Raw genomic sequence first — 15,193 nt, 5'->3', positions numbered from 1 at the left:
GTTATGGATTCCTTCGACTCAGGTTGAATTGCATCCAGGTATCGACATCGCTGCGATATTTATAAGAGGGAACCGTTTCCCAGTCTGAGCAGCACAGCGCCGCCGTGGCGTTAGCAAACAGAACGGCTTCGTTAACGGGTTTGCCTTCGTCAAGCGCTACGGCAAGCGCGGCGTTAAAACTGTCGCCGGCACCGTTGCTATCGACGACTTTGACCAGACAGGGCGGTATCTCCAGCGTTGTGTCAGCGGTGAAAACCGCCGCGCCCGCTTCACCCAGCGTCATCACAACATAGCGGCATCCCGTTTCCAGCAGCCTGTCGGCGACTTCGCGGTTACTGAGCGGATCGTCCGGAGCCAGCCCCAGCGCAACACGAGCCTCCGTTTCATTCGGGGTCAGGAAGTCAACCGCGCTCAGATCGAGTCCACGAAGATCTCTGGCAGGTGCCGGGTTGAGAAGGGTTGTTTTACCCAGCGCTTTGGCCTTTCTCAAACCGTAGAGCGCTGTTTCAAGTGGGATCTCTAATTGAGTTAACACCACGTGGCTGTTTTTAAGTTGTTGCAGCGCGTTATCGACAAGAGCAGGGGTAAAGAGCTTATTGGCACCCATGTCCACGACAATGACATTGCGTCCTTCTTCATCCTTAACGATCAGGCCTGCGCCAGTGGGCAGTTCGCTGGTCAGGGTCAGCGCATCAATGTTGATCCCTTCTTCCTGCATCAGTTCGATAAACTCATTGCCGAACGTGTCATTTCCCACCACGCCGCTATAGGCGACGTCGGCTCCCAGGCGAGCGGCCTGAACCGCCATATCGGAACCTTTTCCTCCCCATGTCTGGCGGAAGTTATGTCCGATCAGCGTTTCTCCGGCGAGCGGGATACGTTCAGCGGTCATGACCAGCGCCTTTGCATAACTGCCGAGAATAAATACACTCATCACATACTCCTTAAATTGTGCAGGGCGTCGTGCCGCTGCTGCCAGCGGCACTTTTCGGTTAATAGGCGTTGATGTCGCCAACCAGTCCTTTGACCAGTTCAGGACCGGAACTGGTCCCCACTAATTCAGCACCCGCTACGAACATCTCTTTCATTTTTTCAATCGTATTCACTTTACCGGAGACTTTGACCCGGCAAGGCGCCTGGATATGCGCTTTGAGAAGTCGAACATCTTCTACTGTGGCGGCACAACCCCCTTTGCCCCAGCCGCTTGACTGTTTCACCCAGTCAATACCGGCTTCATAGGCATAACGGGTGGCTTTGATTTTCATCGCTTCCTCGGTGATGAAACCAAATTCCAGCATGGCTTTGACTTTCATTCCCAGGTCATGGGCAACATGGGTGACGTCCTTCAGTTCCTGGAGATAAAGCGCATCCTCGCCCCCCAACAGAAAACCTGGATTCGGTGGGAAATCAAACTCATCGGCACCTTCTTTTGCCAGTTCTCGCACGACGGCCACTTTCATTGCGGTAGTGTCGTTAGCCTGCGGAAAGTTTACGGTGGTGGCGACACGAACCCCTGTTCCTTTCAGCACGTCTTTGGCAAGGGAGACCCAGCAGGGGGCTATCATTGCTGCATCAAACTGATATTCCATGCAGATATTCAGATGCTGGATCAGACCTTCTCGGGTCAGGTCAGGATTGACGTTCGTGAATTGAATGGCCTTGGCTACCTGACGTGGGTCATTAAAATCGATCATTTACTGCGACTCCTGTTAGCTGAAAAAACATACGTTATGGGCTAAGGCCTACTTTAGGGAGAGGGCAGAAAATGTGTGATAGGCAAGAATCCCGGCTATATGGACAGAATTTTCAGGGTGAAATTTTTGCGACATCAGTCGCAATTTCATGGGGCTGGAAGCCGTCAGAAAGGGGAGGATTATTCAGAATATGGTTTTTGGCAGGAAAAGCGTCATTGCTTACATCGCTGTCGATGCAATCCAGAACAGGAGAGGGGGAGGCTTACCAAACAGGCGCGCCTTCTCCTCCTGCTGCTGTCAGATTTGTTTTTCGTAAAGACGATAGCGCTTGTAGGCAACCCCGCCGATGCGTTCCAGGATCGCACGCATCCCGCTATTGGATTCCAGAATCCAGGACATCTCTAACGCGTCGATATGGTGTCTGGCAAACGGTTCGCGTAACGCTTCAATTAACAGCAAAGCCATGATCGGGCCGATACGACTGAATTGATATTCCTGACGCACCCCCATCAGCGGCACCCGTGCGGTACGGACGCCGCTCACTTTCAGTCGCCAGAGCAGTCTGGCCCAACCGAACGGCAACAGTCGACCGTTGAGATCGGTGATAGCCTCATTAATATTTGGCAGGCCAACAATAAATGCACAGGGGACGGAATCTATCTCCGCAATGTGAATCATATCGTCCGGGACAAGAAATTTGAGTTGCTCGCCCATGGTGGCGAATTCATGTTCCGTGAAAGGGACAAACCCCCAGTTATGCTGCCAGCCGGAGTTAAAAATTTCTCGCAGAATCTGCATTTCCTCACTGAACTGCTTGTGATTAATGCTGCGGATAGTCACCTTTTTACGCACCTGATCCATCAGTTTGAGCAGCGATGGCGAGAAACATAAATCGGTTCGCTGCATCCAGTAGGCCAGCAGATCGATCCCTTTTGTATAGCCAAGTTGTTCGACCCGGGAGCCGTAATAGGCCTTACCGTGTGGCATGAGTGCGCAGGGGGGCGTCCCGAAACCCTCAACCAGCAGACCACTTTCCTGGTTAATGTTCAGGCTAAAAGGGCCAGTGATCTTTCGCGCCCCGACGGATTTCAACCAGGTTTCGGCGGCAGCAAACAGCGCGCTAAAGACCTCAGGATCGTCGATGGCGTCGATCGTGCCAAAATGCCCGGTATCGTCACCGTACCGTTTTCGATGCAGGGTATCAATCTGCGCGGTGATTCGCCCGACAACCCGTCCCGCTTTTTTTGCGATCCATGCCTGCCAGTAGATGTGTTCGGACCCTGGATTTTTTGCCGACAGATGCTCTGCGCGTTCAAAATGCAAAGGTTCTATCCAACAGTCGTCAGCGCAATAGAGTGAAGAAGGGAAAGAGATAAAGGCGTTGAGGTCATGTTTATTCATGACTTTTTGTATCTGAATCATAAACAGCCCTAAATAAAAAGTGCAGAAATAAACATAATTACATTTATTACCATGAGGTAACATGGTTATCCGAAAACGAAATAAACTACTGAATCCCCGTTTATCTCTTTTATCACTTTATGCGCTTGTCGATAAAGCGGGAAGATGAAACGTTAAATAGTGATGATTATGGAAAAGAATAATAATTGTTTATTCTGGAAAGGAGATGAAATATATGTGTAAAGAATATCATTTCCGTCAATATTGAAATGCTGGAAAGTATTTGTAATGGTGATGGCTGTTTTTCAGAAAAAGAGGTGCTGTTTAATAACTGTTTAATTTATATTATCCTCTGCCGATTATTCGTTTTGTATATCCAGCGATTTTACATTCAAACATTTTCATGGTGCATATGTCCAATAGAATATCAACGCATTCTCTTCCTATGCGTTATGCTGACTTTTCAACCCTGGCGGAAGCTCTGGACTATGCCGCTTTGGGAAATGCAGGAATGAATTTTTATGATCGACGCAACCAGCCTGAAGCTGTACTGACGTATCGCCAGCTAAAAGACCGGGCAAAAGCCGGGGCGCGGCGATTGCTTTCGCTGAATCTCAATAAGGGCGATCGTGTCGCGCTGATTGCGGAAACCAGCGTAGGTTTTGTCGAAGCCTTTTTTGCCTGTCAGTATGCAGGCTTAGTGGCCGTACCGCTGGCCATTCCGATGGGCGTTGGGCAACGCGATTCTTATTCTGCTAAGTTGCTGAGCCTGTTAGCCAGTTGTCAGCCTGCGGTTATTATCAGCAGCGACCAATGGTTGTCACTGATCAATGTTGTCAACGATCATGGGGCGGCAATCCATATTCTGAGCAACGCACAATTTAATACGTTACCGGAAAAGGATATCGAACTGCCACTGCCGTCTCCGGACGATATTGCCTATCTCCAGTACACTTCTGGCAGTACGCGTTTCCCACGCGGTGTCATTATTACCCACCGTGAAGTGATGTCGAATCTTCGTGTGATTAGCCATGATGGTATCAAATTACGCGACAGCGACCGCTGCGTTTCCTGGTTGCCCTTTTATCACGACATGGGACTGGTGGGATTTCTGCTAACGCCTGTGGCGACTCAGCTATCTGTGGATTATCTGCGCACGCAGGATTTCGCCATGCGCCCGCTACAGTGGCTGAAATTAATCAGTAAGAACCGATGCACTGTTTCCGTGGCACCGCCTTTCGGCTACGACTTATGCTTGCGTCGCATCAATGATAACGAACTTGCCGGGTTGGATCTCTCCTGCTGGCGGGTGGCCGGTGTGGGAGCAGAACCTATTTCTGCCGGGCAACTCAATCAGTTTGGCGAATGTTTCCAGCGCGCGGGATTTGACAGCAAAGCCTTCATGCCGTGTTACGGGCTGGCTGAAAATGCGCTTGCGGTGAGTTTTTCCGACGAGGCGTCGGGTCTCCTGGTGAGTGACGTCGATCGCGACATACTCGAATACCAGGGTAAAGCGGTTGCGCCAACGAAGTACACCCGGGCGATTTCTACCTTTGTGAATTGCGGCAAAGCGCTTCCGGGTCACCGTATTGAAATTCGTGGCGAAAGCGGGAACCCGCTTCCTGAACGAGAAGTGGGCCATATCTGTATATCAGGTCCGAGCTTGATGAACGGTTACTTTCAGGATCCGGTTTCACAAAAGGAAATCCAGTCAACAGGGTGGATGGATACCGGGGATCTGGGCTATTTGTTGGATGGCTGCCTGTATGTGACGGGACGTATAAAAGATCTGATCATCATTCGTGGTCGGAATATCTGGCCCCAGGATATTGAGTATATTGCGGAACAGGAACCGGAAATTCACTCTGGCGATGCGATAGCGTTTGTGACGTCCCAGGAGCGGATTATTTTACAGATTCAGTGTCGGGTCAGTTGTGAAGAACGCCGTGCGCAGATCGTTCATAGTCTGACAGCCCGGATACAAAGTGAGTTTGGCGTTTCTGTTAGTATCGAGCTATTGCCGCCGCACAGTATTCCGCGGACATCCTCCGGGAAACCGGCGCGTGCGGAAGCGAAAAAACGTTATCTGAATATCTTTCCTGAGTCGCTAAATTCATCGAGCCCCGTGACGGATTATGTGCAATGAGTACGACGATTGCGGTGACCGGAGGGACCGGTTTTATCGGGAAACATATCATTGAGGATCTGCTTTCCCGCGGTTTTTCCGTTCGGGCGTTAACCCGAACGCTTCGTCAGGACGCGCGCAATAATCTGGTCTGGATCCGGGGTTCACTGGAAGAGAGCGAAACGCTGGCGCAACTGGTCGCTGGGGCGGAGCATGTCGTCCACTGTGCTGGGCAGGTTCGGGGACACAAAGAAGCGATCTTCACCCGGTGTAATGTTGAAGGTAGCCAGCGACTGATGCAGGCCGCAAAAGAGAGCGGCAGTTGTCAGCGCTTTCTGTTCATCTCGTCGCTTGCGGCACGTCACCCTGAACTCTCCTGGTATGCAAATTCCAAGTATGTCGCTGAACAACGGCTTACGGCGATGACCGGCGGAATTACGCTGGGTATTTTTCGCCCTACGGCGGTGTATGGACCCGGTGATAAAGAGTTAACCCCGTTGTTTCGCACAATGCTGCGCGGTTATCTTCCGCGATTTGGTGCGGCTGATACCCGATTGTCATTTTTACATGTAAGTGATCTGGCTCAGGCCGTCAGTCAATGGCTCATGTCTGATCGGACGCCAGTTTATCCTTACGAATTGTGCGATGGCGTTGCGGGTGGCTACAACTGGCAACGTCTTCAGGACATTGCGGCTGCGGTGCGTAACAGGCCGGTTCGGACCGTGAACATTCCGCTGCCGTTGCTCGTATTGCTTGCCGACGCGAGTACGTTAATCAGTCGGTTTGCCGGAAAAGAGCCGATGTTAACCCGGAGTAAGGTTTGTGAGTTAATTCATTCTGACTGGTCGGCAAATAATCAATGTCTGTGCGAGAAAATAAATTGGTCCCCCAGGGTTAGCCTGGAACATGCGTTACTCCAGGGGTTATTTTGATTATTCAGATTACAGGTATGTTATTTTCTATGATAAATCATAAAGAAGTAATGGATTACACTCTTCACTGTTTACAGGGGATGGTCGAAAGCGGTGTGGATATTCATCCTGATAGCGACCTGGTTAATGATCTTGGACTGGAATCAATTCACGTTATGGATCTATTAATGTTGTTGGAAGATAAATTCGATATTTCTATCCCTATTAACATTTTGTTGGATGTAAAAACGCCGGCTCAATTAATGGAAGCGTTAATCCCCTGTCTGGAGAGTCTCAATGCGTCTTTATGATAAATTCTCGCGCCTCGCCAGCGAGCGGGAACAATTTCGAATGACGGGGATTAACCCATTTGGCACTTGTATAGATGAAGTGTTTTCCGCAACGGAAGGGCGGATTGGTAGCCAAAAGGTTATTCTGGCGGGTACCAATAATTACCTGGGGCTCACCTTTAATGTGCAGGCGATTGCTGAGGGGCAGGCGGCATTAGCTAACCAGGGGACGGGAACGACCGGTTCGCGGATGGCGAACGGAAGCTATGGACCGCATTTAGCTTTAGAACAGGAGATAGCCGAGTTTTTTGGCCGACCGTCTGCGATCGTTTTCTCCACAGGCTACACGGCCAATTTAGGGATAATCAGCACGCTTGCCAATCATAATGCCGTGGTATTACTGGATGCTGACAGCCACGCCAGTATTTATGATGCCTGCGCGTTAGGGGGCGCAGAAATTATCCGTTTTCGCCATAACGATGCGAAAGATCTGGAGCGGCGTATGGTGCGTCTCGGCGAACGCGCCAAAGATGCCATCATCATTGTCGAAGGCATTTACAGTATGCTGGGCGACATAGCGCCACTGGTCGAGATTGTCGATATCAAAAAACGGCTGGGCGGTTTTTTGATCGTTGATGAAGCGCACTCCTTTGGCGTGATGGGGGCTACGGGGCGAGGACTGGCGGAAGCGACCGGGGTGGAGCAGGACGTCGACATCATTGTGGGAACCTTTAGTAAGAGCCTGGCTTCGATTGGCGGTTTTGCCGTGGGTGCTCAGGGCATGGAGGTTCTGCGTTACGCCAGTCGCCCTTATATCTTTACCGCATCGCCTTCTCCGTCGAGCATTGCGACCGTTCGCTCCGCGTTAAAAACGATCGCTGCGCAACCGGAGTTGCGTCAAAAGCTGTGGGATAACGCAGTGCGATTATATGAAGGGCTTGAAAAACTGGGTTATGAGCTGAGTTCGCACATCAGCCCCGTGGTGCCAGTCATTATCGGCGCGAAAGAAGAAGGGTTACGCGTCTGGCGCGAACTGATTGCCGCAGGTGTTTATGTGAATCTTATTTTGCCACCGGCAGCACCTGCCGGAATCACGCTACTGCGTTGCAGCGTTAATGCTGCGCATACCCATGAGCAAATTGATGCAATTATTCAGGCATTTGCGCAGCTCAAAAAATAACAGGCTCTGCCCGCAGCGGTTACTCTCTGAGAATAAACGCTGCGGTTTCTGAACGTCCAACCCATTATTCTGTTTGATGATGTGATATCAGGGCTGGCGATCGAATCGGAAAACCAGGATTAACGCTACCGTCATGAGCAAGGCCGGCGGTGCGAGCGTCGTCATCGGCATGTTAAGAGAATACAGCAACCCGAGGTTGACGATGATCTGATCGCAGACGTAAGTCAATAATCCAACGACCACGCCGACGGCTAAGCGGCTTCCCAGTCCAGGGGCGCGGGGGACGCTAAAAGTGAAAGGGATGGACAGTAAAATCATCGCCAGGATCAAAAGCGGATGTCCTAACTTTTGCCATAACGCCAGTGTAAATTCGAGGCTGGGTTGACCTGTGTTCTTCAGATAGGAAATATAATGCATGAGTTGCTTCACTGAAAAGCTGCTGCCGGGCAGGGTGAGCTCTTGCAGGCTCATGTCTGCAAAGAGAGATGACCATGCCAGCTTCTCTTTCGTCTCCGTTGTTTCTTTACCGTTGGCCCACTCTTTTTGGTTTACCCCCGCAAGCTGCCAGATTCCAGTATCTGAAATGGTCGCCGTTTGCGCATAAATATACCGTTGCAGAGTGCGGTCTTCCCGATAGTAAAACAGCTCAATACCTGATGGCTGGTGATGTTCGTCCAGCGATTTTACCGTCACAAACTCATTGCTGCGCCGGGCCCACAAAATGTTTCCTGCCGCATCCTGACGGGTATAGCGCGTTTTTATCTGCAATGCCTGCTGTTGCAATGGCGAGGCAACCCATTCATCAATGGCACCCAGGGCCACGGTTAGCATCAGTCCTGCGCTTAACGTCACCATGGCTATTCTGAAAATCGAATAGCCGGTGATGCGTATTGCGGTTAATTCGCCGTTTTTCGACAACTGACCCAGCCCGACGATACCGCCGAGCAGCGCGATAAACGGGCCAAGGTCGATAAGGGTTCTGGGTAATGTCATCAACACGACCATCACGGCCTGCGTCCAGCGATATCCGCCAGGGGCCACATCATCGAGTTCGTTAATGAGGTTGAAGGTGGTAAACAGGGGAAGCAATAATCCCGCAGCCGCCGCAAATCCCAAAAACAGATTGCGTATCAAGTAGTGGCTGAAAATACTCACTGACGAATCCTCCATTGCAGAGTGCCGTCACGGATCAGCAGAAGAAACAGGCCAGCCAGCATGAGCAGTGGAATCAGCCACAGGCCTGGAGTCACGGGTAACGCGCCGTTGGCAACCAGCGAGCGGCAAATATTGCCGCCATAAAAAATGATGACAAATAAGAGCGTGAGCGGGAGCAGCGTGGAAAATCGTCCCTGGCGTGGTCTGACACGGCTTAACGGGATCGCCAACAGCGCCATTAATAATGCGCTGATTCCGCGGCTTTCCCGCCATTGCAGCTCGGCAGTATCAGCAGGGTCAGCGGAGCGGGAGAGCGTTGCGAAGGATTTTGCCTTGCGTCTGACCTCATTGCTCTGGTCGAATGGTTTCAGGTTCAGCTTGAGATTGCGAAAAAACTGCTCGTTGTCATCACTGCCCTGATGGGCCAGAACATAGGCGGTACCGGTGTGCAATATCACTGAGGGGGTCGACGGCGATGGGTCGACAACATCAACACTATGCGCCCTGAAGATACTGGTCCTGTTGCCTGCGGAGGTATAAATCAGTACATCGCTGAGATGTGCTGCGTGAGGATCAACCTGCCGGGCGATGATCATCCGTCCATTGTTGTTGGTATTAAACTTTCTCGCCTGCAGGTGACGAACATCCAGTTCAGACTGCGACTGTTGCTGTAGCTGATAAATTTGCGCATAAGCCCAGGGGCGGCCATACAGTGACAGTAACGCCACCAGAATACTCAGGGGAATGGCGAGGATCATCACTGCGCGATAAAGGCGTGAAGGCGCAGCGCCAGAGGCAGATATCGCCGTGATTTCGGAATCCGTATACATTTGACCGAGGGTAACGCCGACAGAAACATACAATCCGACGGGGAGCAGCATTTCCAGCGCAATCAGTACCTTGTAGAAGACAACGTCCAGCACGACGCCCAGGGCTAATGTACCGTTTGCCGCTTCGGTCAGGTAGCGCTGTGCGCAATAGCTGGCGAAAATAAAGGTAAGGAAACCCACGAGGGTCGCTACCAGTCGTTGAATACCGGTCATGATGTAGCGTTCAATTAATTTCATCGCGGGCCCGGCTATTCATTAACCATCTTTTGTACCATCGCGATAACCTGATGAACCTCTTTTGGCGTCAAATCGCCATCTTTTGCCCACAGAACGCGGCCTTCTTTATCCAGCACCAGAATGGTCGAACTCATCTCATTGAGATGCCAGGTTCTGCGGCCCAGTCCGCTGCTGTCGATGATAAATTGTGCCCACGGGTAGCGGCGTTTGTTTTTTTCTATTTTGCCAAGGACGAAAAAACCAGAGCCAAAGATCACATCATCGGTATTCACAATGGTCGTAGGTTGAAAGCGGTCCAGGGGGAAATTGGCGGCCTTAACGGCTTTAATCAGCATTGAGTTTTTCTTTTTTGCGGATTTTCGCCCGGCAATATACTGAACAATGCGCACTTTTCCCGCCAGTTCACCGGTATTCCAGTTTCGGTAGCTAAATGCATCGTGATTATCCAGTAACAACTCGCCGCGATCCGAAATGAAAATCGACTTAACCGGCTGGCCATCGATAAAGTTATGCGCTGACGCCAGCAATGGCGAGAGCAGAAGTGAAGTCATCAGTAATCGACGTAGCAGCATCGTAGATCCTTTATTTCGCTGAGTCGGGATAGGGGATTCAGTGCCGGGCAATCTACAGGGGATAACGGGCGAGCCATTGCGCTATACGTTCGCGGATATCACTGTCGAGTGCGCAGGGCTCATCGTACGGTTTTCTCATTTCCATCGCATCGGCCACCATCTCATCATGCCGGTCTCCCATCAGACCGTTAATTGCCGCGAGAAAGCGAGAGATAGCGCGAGCCTCGTGATTGTCCGGATCGAGAGAACGTAACGTGTCGTAATAAGAAACCTGCTGACTGATGATTTTTCGCATAGTGTGGAATTCACTTCCCGTCAGCTGCGGTCTGGCAATAAGTTCTCGCAGCGTGCGCATCTGCGACTGGCAATACGTCGTAAATCCGCTTGCCGTCTCTAACCGGCTGTGACGCAGGGAAAGCTGGACGACCCACGAGATGGGGAGGCTCAGGTAAACACGCAATCGCTTTCCATAAGTGGCAATAATCGTTTTATTTCCGTGACGAAATCCGTCCTGGAAATGGCCAAGAATAACGGTAGTTTTGCTGAATAACCAACCTGAGTGATGGTTTTTGCGGTAAAGTCGCTGAGCAAAGCGTAAATGCTTATAGCGCGCACGAATGTATTTGTATTGTATCCGCTCGTCTTCTGACAGATTACTGCCTCGTAATTGTTTCAGCACTAGCTGCAGTAACGCCTTCCGGGTAAAACCCTCCTCCCAAAACTGGAGGCATAAATCATAACAGCGGCGGATATTGTCCCCGCTGCAGTCGATCTGCACGCGCTCCGGCAGTACGACATGGCGATCCACATTGTCATCTTCTTCCACCGCCACAAACAGGCGCTGGAGAACGTCAGGCGAGAATTTTTGGTGCGTCATGAGTGACTCTCTTTGGCCGCGGTAAAGGGTAACCTACGACGATGGCGATAAGCGTGTAGCGTCGGGATCAGTGAAAGCAATACATCCAGGCATTGTCCGGCGAAGTAGGCAAAGGCCGCGCCGACCACGCCAAAGAGATGCGACAGTCCCGGCAGCAGGACAACGTAGGCGATGGAGGCGATGATCTGCGCAGTCAAAAAAGCCCGCTGTTTGCCGGACATCAGTAACAGTGATTCCTGGGGAAATCCCAGCATCGATACAATAATTGCGCCAAGCATAATCTGGATGAGGTCATACGCCTGTAGGTATTTCACGCCAAAAACCAGCGAAATGAGAGGCTTACCGACAATCACGACGACAAGCGCCACGAGGATGCCGATCCCGCCCGCGAGAAGTGCCGATTTCATTCCTAACTGCCATGGTTTTTTGCTACGCGGATCTAAACGCATCACTTCGGGATAAAAGCTTTTGGCGAGCAACTGCGCCGGCGTGCCTGTTGCATCGAAAAAGGTCATCGCAATTTTGAACAGCCCGGCGGCGGCAGGGCCAAGAACGACTCCTACTAATACCGTGCTGCACGAGTTTCGTGCAGACCAGATAGTGTGGGCAACATTGGTTGACCAGACAAAATTCCATGCGTCTTTTAGACGGCGTGCCGACCCGAACAGGCGCAGACGTAGCGCGCCGTGAATATTCCGGCGGCGCAGTTCTCGTGCAGCGAACCACCAGTACATCGTGCCGCCGATCAGGCTCGAGGCGTACCAGGCGACCACGAAGCCGGCAAATCCGAAGTCGGCGAAATAGGCTATAACGCTGCCAAGTGCGCGCAGGAAGGGTTTGGTCGCCTGCTGGACGGCGATCAAATCAAAGCGATTCATCGCCCGTAATATCCCCGTTGGGGTCGATGACGCCATGGAGGGGATCAGCGTGCAGTACAGCATTGCCAGCCAGAAGCTGTCTGCATCAAGACCTAACGAATGCGAAAGAAACGGCAGTAATCCCATTCCGCAAAGGATCGCCACCGCGCCGCTGGCGATATCCAGGCTAAAAGAAAAAGCGATCACATCGCGAAACTGCGGCAGGTTATTGCTTTCCAGCGCGGGGGTTCCGTATTGAACGACCAGTTGCCAGGTCTGGAATTTGGCAAAATCGCTGATGGCTTTGGTATACGACTGGATGATGACCAGCACGCCAAACATTGCTGGCGTTACGCCTTTACCCGCACAGGAGAGCGCCAGTAAACCGAGCAGGGCGCCCACCACATTGCTGGAGCCTAAATAGGCGCTATTACGAATGATGGTGCGAAACGCGCCATCGGCAAACCACCTTTTCATGGGAGAAAACTCGTCTGGCAGGTTAATCATCACTCAGCAGGAGCAAACCCGCCCAGCATAAAATCTCAGGCTGGCAAATTGCACAGCGCCTGAGTTCAGACATTCTTTCGCTTTGGGTGCACCCCGACTTCGGTGGACGCAGAAGTGTCATGACACCACTCTTCTGCGCTGAGAATTCCGTGCCGTAACGGATGCGGCAGCCAGCGCCTTTTCCAGTACCTCGCGGTAGGGCGCTCTGGAATCCAGATCGAGAATTCTTGAGCCGTTGTAGGTGATTTTCACCATAACGTCGATTTTGTCGCGCAGTTCGTTGTAGTCGTGGTCGGGCTTGCGGGAAAATGCGGTATCAATATCGATATCAAGACGAATGATGAGCTCGGGGCGGTATAACGCCATTTTCTGATACAGGCGGGATTCGCGTTTCGCCATACGCGTTTTCACCCAGCCCGTCGCTCGCTCAACGCCAATGCCGGGCCCGTCATAATGAAAGCCGGAAACTTCGGCCTGAGGGTAGCGATCGCTGATCACCAGAACGCCGCTTTGCGCCAGTCGTCGGGCTTTATGCAAATTAGCCATCCGGCGCAACGAGAACCCGTACATAATCAGCGCCGCCCAGAGCGCCGGAGCCCGGGTACTCATGCTCTGCGTTTTTGACGATTTAACCGCCAGTCGTCGCTCAAGCCATGTACCGATTAGCGGCAGGCGCTTAATTTTGTCGCCGTCCTCTCCGGAAACCAGTCCTAAATAGCGGCGCTCGGTCACCCATCTCTTTTGCAGGTTTTTAACCAGATCCGTTGTCAGCGTGGATTTGCCGGTGCCATCGCAACCGACTACGGCAATAAGCCCGGGAATATATTCAGGTAATGGCGCGTGCAAGGAGCTCAAGTTTTCTGTTTCCATGTCATTGCGTCTCAAAAAGGGCGAGTAAACCCGATCCGGTGATCGTGAAGAGAGGACTGAATTGAGCGTAATGACTCGCTAAGGATTTTTTCCGCTGATTCCCGGCCATTCAATTCGAGAATTGTCGCCCCGTTGAACGTTAAATGCGGCGTGACCGCGATCTTTTCTTGAAGAACGGACAGGGGGTGATCAGGTTTACGTGAGAATGCGGTCTCTTCATCGATAGCCAGCCTGATCAGCAGCAGAGGCCGCCAGGAAGCCATCCATTGGTACAACTGGAGTTCACGTGCTTTAAGAAGCCTCACCCACCCGTTGCCGCCAGCCGTTTTGGCCAGCTGTGGACCGTCAAAGCGAAACCCGGGCACCTCCGCCTGGGGATAACGATCAACGATGAACAACGTGCCTTGCTGGCTCTGGATCAGCATGTTACGGAATTTGTACGCTCTCCAGCAGGAGAGCAGGAAGATCACCAGCGCTGTGATATTTCCTGGCGGCGACGAGGGTTGCTGGTGGACACGTGCCGCTTTTGTCCGCAGGTAACGGCTCACCGAAGCTCCGATGACGGGAACATGTTCGATCCATTCGCTAATGCGGCCAGAAGACTGTCCGAGATAAAGCCGCTTCGTTGGCAGTTGCGTTGCCAGAAGAGAGACCAGACTGGCCGCAAGGGTTGATTTACCTGAACCATCGCAGCCGACTATAGCAATCACCCGAGTAAGAGGGGGATTAATAGAAGAAAAAGTATATTGACTCACGAATAATCCAGTTTAAATAAATGATTGTATATTGCCGATGGAAACTCAGAATATCTGTTCAACAAAGTTGTGACAATGGGTAATTGTCGTTTTAGTATTAATAGAGATATCCGAGAGGATATTGTGATAATAAATTATTCACGGCGGTAATTTTATATTAAAGGAATATTTATGGAGTCAATAAAGCCTCCGCTAATAGCCGTCATCGGCAGTGATGGCTCGGGGAAAACAACGGTCTGTGAACATCTTCTGAACTGTTTGCAGAAATATGGTCCGGCAGAAAAAGTGCATTTAGGTAAACAGGCAGGAAATGTGGGACGTGCCGTGGTTAAATTACCGTTAATGGGAAAGTCATTAGGTAAAACCATTGAGCGCAATAAAGTCAAAACAGCCAAAAAATTACCTGGTCCTGTACCCGCGTTAGTGATTATGTCCTTTGTGGTCCGTCGGTTATTGCGCTTTCGTCGTATGCTGGCGTGTCGACGTCGTGGGTTAATTGTATTAGCCGATCGATACCCTCAAATGCAAATTCCCGGAGCCTATGATGGCACCGTATTTCCTGCTAATGCAGGCGGAAGTCGCTTCGTTTCCTGGTTGGCCGAACAGGAACGCGCGGCGTTTAGCTGGATGGCCAGCCACGTGCCGGATTTAGTGATAAAGCTGAATGTTGATCTTGATGTTGCCTGTGCCCGTAAACCCGATCACCGTAGAGAAGCGCTGGCACAAAAAATAGCGATAACACCGCAACTGACCTTTGGCGGCGCGCCACTGGTCGATATCAATGCAAATCAACCGCTGGATGAGGTGTTGGTGGATGTGGAAAAAGCAATAACGGAGTTTATGGCTACCCGTGGCTACCATCACCGCGCCAGTCATCAAACTGTATCGGGTCTATACCCTCAGTAAGCATTTATGCCCAGTCTGGTTAACTG

Annotated in this window: 15 protein-coding genes; 5 read left to right on the top strand and 10 right to left on the bottom strand. The window is 51.4% G+C overall.

What is annotated here, in order from left to right:
- Position 1: 1 nt before the first annotated feature.
- The 3 genes from I6L53_RS13435 to I6L53_RS13425 form a co-directional block, all read right to left on the bottom strand.
- Entirely contained in the window at positions 2-934 is a 933-nt protein-coding gene (locus tag I6L53_RS13435) for a ribokinase (protein WP_042319853.1), read from the bottom strand.
- 58 nt (positions 935-992) lie between these two features.
- Positions 993-1,694, bottom strand: a complete 702-nt coding sequence (gene deoC, locus I6L53_RS13430) for a deoxyribose-phosphate aldolase (protein ID WP_042319851.1) — start codon at positions 1,692-1,694, stop codon at positions 993-995.
- A 297-nt stretch (positions 1,695-1,991) separates the two neighbouring features.
- Entirely contained in the window at positions 1,992-3,116 is a 1,125-nt protein-coding gene (locus I6L53_RS13425) for a hypothetical protein (protein ID WP_042320111.1), read from the bottom strand.
- Positions 3,117-3,507: 391 nt separating this feature from the next.
- Here I6L53_RS13425 and I6L53_RS13420 point away from each other — a divergent pair, with 391 nt between their 5' ends.
- The 4 genes from I6L53_RS13420 to spt are packed head-to-tail and all read left to right on the top strand — an operon-like array spanning position 3,508 to position 7,601.
- Positions 3,508-5,241: a fatty acyl-AMP ligase gene (locus tag I6L53_RS13420; RefSeq protein WP_217124947.1), complete on the top strand. Its 1,734-nt coding sequence runs from the start codon at positions 3,508-3,510 to the stop codon at positions 5,239-5,241.
- Positions 5,238-6,152 carry an NAD-dependent epimerase/dehydratase family protein gene (locus tag I6L53_RS13415; RefSeq protein WP_042319845.1) on the top strand — a complete coding sequence of 305 codons (915 nt, stop codon included), beginning with the start codon at positions 5,238-5,240 and terminating at the stop codon, positions 6,150-6,152. Before I6L53_RS13420 ends, I6L53_RS13415 begins: the two co-directional genes overlap by 4 nt.
- A gap of 29 nt (positions 6,153-6,181) precedes the next feature.
- Positions 6,182-6,442 (top strand): acyl carrier protein, encoded by a 261-nt coding sequence (locus I6L53_RS13410; RefSeq protein ID WP_042320110.1) that lies wholly within the window; start codon positions 6,182-6,184, stop codon positions 6,440-6,442.
- Positions 6,429-7,601, top strand: a complete 1,173-nt coding sequence (gene spt, locus I6L53_RS13405; protein WP_042319842.1) for a serine palmitoyltransferase — start codon at positions 6,429-6,431, stop codon at positions 7,599-7,601. The genes I6L53_RS13410 and spt overlap by 14 nt, the downstream gene beginning before the upstream one ends.
- An 87-nt stretch (positions 7,602-7,688) precedes the next feature.
- On the opposite strand, the gene lptG is transcribed toward spt, so the two are convergent.
- The 7 genes from lptG to I6L53_RS13370 form a co-directional block, all read right to left on the bottom strand.
- A complete protein-coding gene (lptG, locus tag I6L53_RS13400) occupies positions 7,689-8,756 on the bottom strand; it encodes an LPS export ABC transporter permease LptG (RefSeq protein WP_042319840.1) in 1,068 nt (355 codons plus the stop codon).
- Positions 8,753-9,823 (bottom strand): LPS export ABC transporter permease LptF, encoded by a 1,071-nt coding sequence (gene lptF / locus I6L53_RS13395; RefSeq protein WP_042319836.1) that lies wholly within the window; start codon positions 9,821-9,823, stop codon positions 8,753-8,755. Before lptF ends, lptG begins: the two co-directional genes overlap by 4 nt.
- Before the next feature lie 11 nt (positions 9,824-9,834).
- Entirely contained in the window at positions 9,835-10,395 is a 561-nt protein-coding gene (locus I6L53_RS13390; RefSeq protein ID WP_042319834.1) for a YtfJ family protein, read from the bottom strand.
- A 52-nt stretch (positions 10,396-10,447) separates the two neighbouring features.
- Entirely contained in the window at positions 10,448-11,272 is an 825-nt protein-coding gene (locus I6L53_RS13385; RefSeq protein WP_042319831.1) for a hypothetical protein, read from the bottom strand.
- Positions 11,269-12,606: a lipopolysaccharide biosynthesis protein gene (locus tag I6L53_RS13380; protein WP_042320107.1), complete on the bottom strand. Its 1,338-nt coding sequence runs from the start codon at positions 12,604-12,606 to the stop codon at positions 11,269-11,271. The genes I6L53_RS13385 and I6L53_RS13380 overlap by 4 nt, the downstream gene beginning before the upstream one ends.
- A 147-nt stretch (positions 12,607-12,753) precedes the next feature.
- Positions 12,754-13,506 carry a nucleoside/nucleotide kinase family protein gene (locus I6L53_RS13375; RefSeq protein WP_042319828.1) on the bottom strand — a complete coding sequence of 251 codons (753 nt, stop codon included), beginning with the start codon at positions 13,504-13,506 and terminating at the stop codon, positions 12,754-12,756.
- Positions 13,507-13,517: 11 nt separating this feature from the next.
- Positions 13,518-14,261 (bottom strand): nucleoside/nucleotide kinase family protein, encoded by a 744-nt coding sequence (locus tag I6L53_RS13370; RefSeq protein WP_042319825.1) that lies wholly within the window; start codon positions 14,259-14,261, stop codon positions 13,518-13,520.
- A gap of 171 nt (positions 14,262-14,432) precedes the next feature.
- On the opposite strand from I6L53_RS13370, the gene I6L53_RS13365 reads away from it, so the two are divergent.
- Entirely contained in the window at positions 14,433-15,167 is a 735-nt protein-coding gene (locus I6L53_RS13365; protein ID WP_042319823.1) for a dTMP kinase, read from the top strand.
- Positions 15,168-15,193 lie beyond the last annotated feature (26 nt).

Origin of the sequence: Citrobacter farmeri, assembly GCF_019048065.1 — a bacterium.
GTDB classification, from domain to species: Bacteria; Pseudomonadota; Gammaproteobacteria; order Enterobacterales; family Enterobacteriaceae; genus Citrobacter_A; species Citrobacter_A farmeri.
Note: the sequence above shows the minus strand (reverse complement) of the source record. Positions and strands in the feature narration are given on the sequence as shown.

Bases quoted from the DNA above. Each gene is read 5' to 3' on its own strand.
- I6L53_RS13435 (WP_042319853.1), bottom strand. From the start codon at position 934: ATGAGTGTATTTATTCTCGGCAGTTATGCAAAGGCGCTGGTCATGACC.
- deoC (WP_042319851.1), bottom strand. From the start codon at position 1,694: ATGATCGATTTTAATGACCCACGTCAGGTAGCCAAGGCCATTCAATTC.
- I6L53_RS13425 (WP_042320111.1), bottom strand. From the start codon at position 3,116: ATGATTCAGATACAAAAAGTCATGAATAAACATGACCTCAACGCCTTT.
- I6L53_RS13420 (WP_217124947.1), top strand. From the start codon at position 3,508: ATGTCCAATAGAATATCAACGCATTCTCTTCCTATGCGTTATGCTGAC.
- I6L53_RS13415 (WP_042319845.1), top strand. From the start codon at position 5,238: ATGAGTACGACGATTGCGGTGACCGGAGGGACCGGTTTTATCGGGAAA.
- I6L53_RS13410 (WP_042320110.1), top strand. From the start codon at position 6,182: ATGATAAATCATAAAGAAGTAATGGATTACACTCTTCACTGTTTACAG.
- spt (WP_042319842.1), top strand. From the start codon at position 6,429: ATGCGTCTTTATGATAAATTCTCGCGCCTCGCCAGCGAGCGGGAACAA.
- lptF (WP_042319836.1), bottom strand. From the start codon at position 9,823: ATGAAATTAATTGAACGCTACATCATGACCGGTATTCAACGACTGGTA.
- I6L53_RS13390 (WP_042319834.1), bottom strand. From the start codon at position 10,395: ATGCTGCTACGTCGATTACTGATGACTTCACTTCTGCTCTCGCCATTG.
- I6L53_RS13385 (WP_042319831.1), bottom strand. From the start codon at position 11,272: ATGACGCACCAAAAATTCTCGCCTGACGTTCTCCAGCGCCTGTTTGTG.
- I6L53_RS13380 (WP_042320107.1), bottom strand. From the start codon at position 12,606: ATGAAAAGGTGGTTTGCCGATGGCGCGTTTCGCACCATCATTCGTAAT.
- I6L53_RS13375 (WP_042319828.1), bottom strand. From the start codon at position 13,506: ATGGAAACAGAAAACTTGAGCTCCTTGCACGCGCCATTACCTGAATAT.
- I6L53_RS13365 (WP_042319823.1), top strand. From the start codon at position 14,433: ATGGAGTCAATAAAGCCTCCGCTAATAGCCGTCATCGGCAGTGATGGC.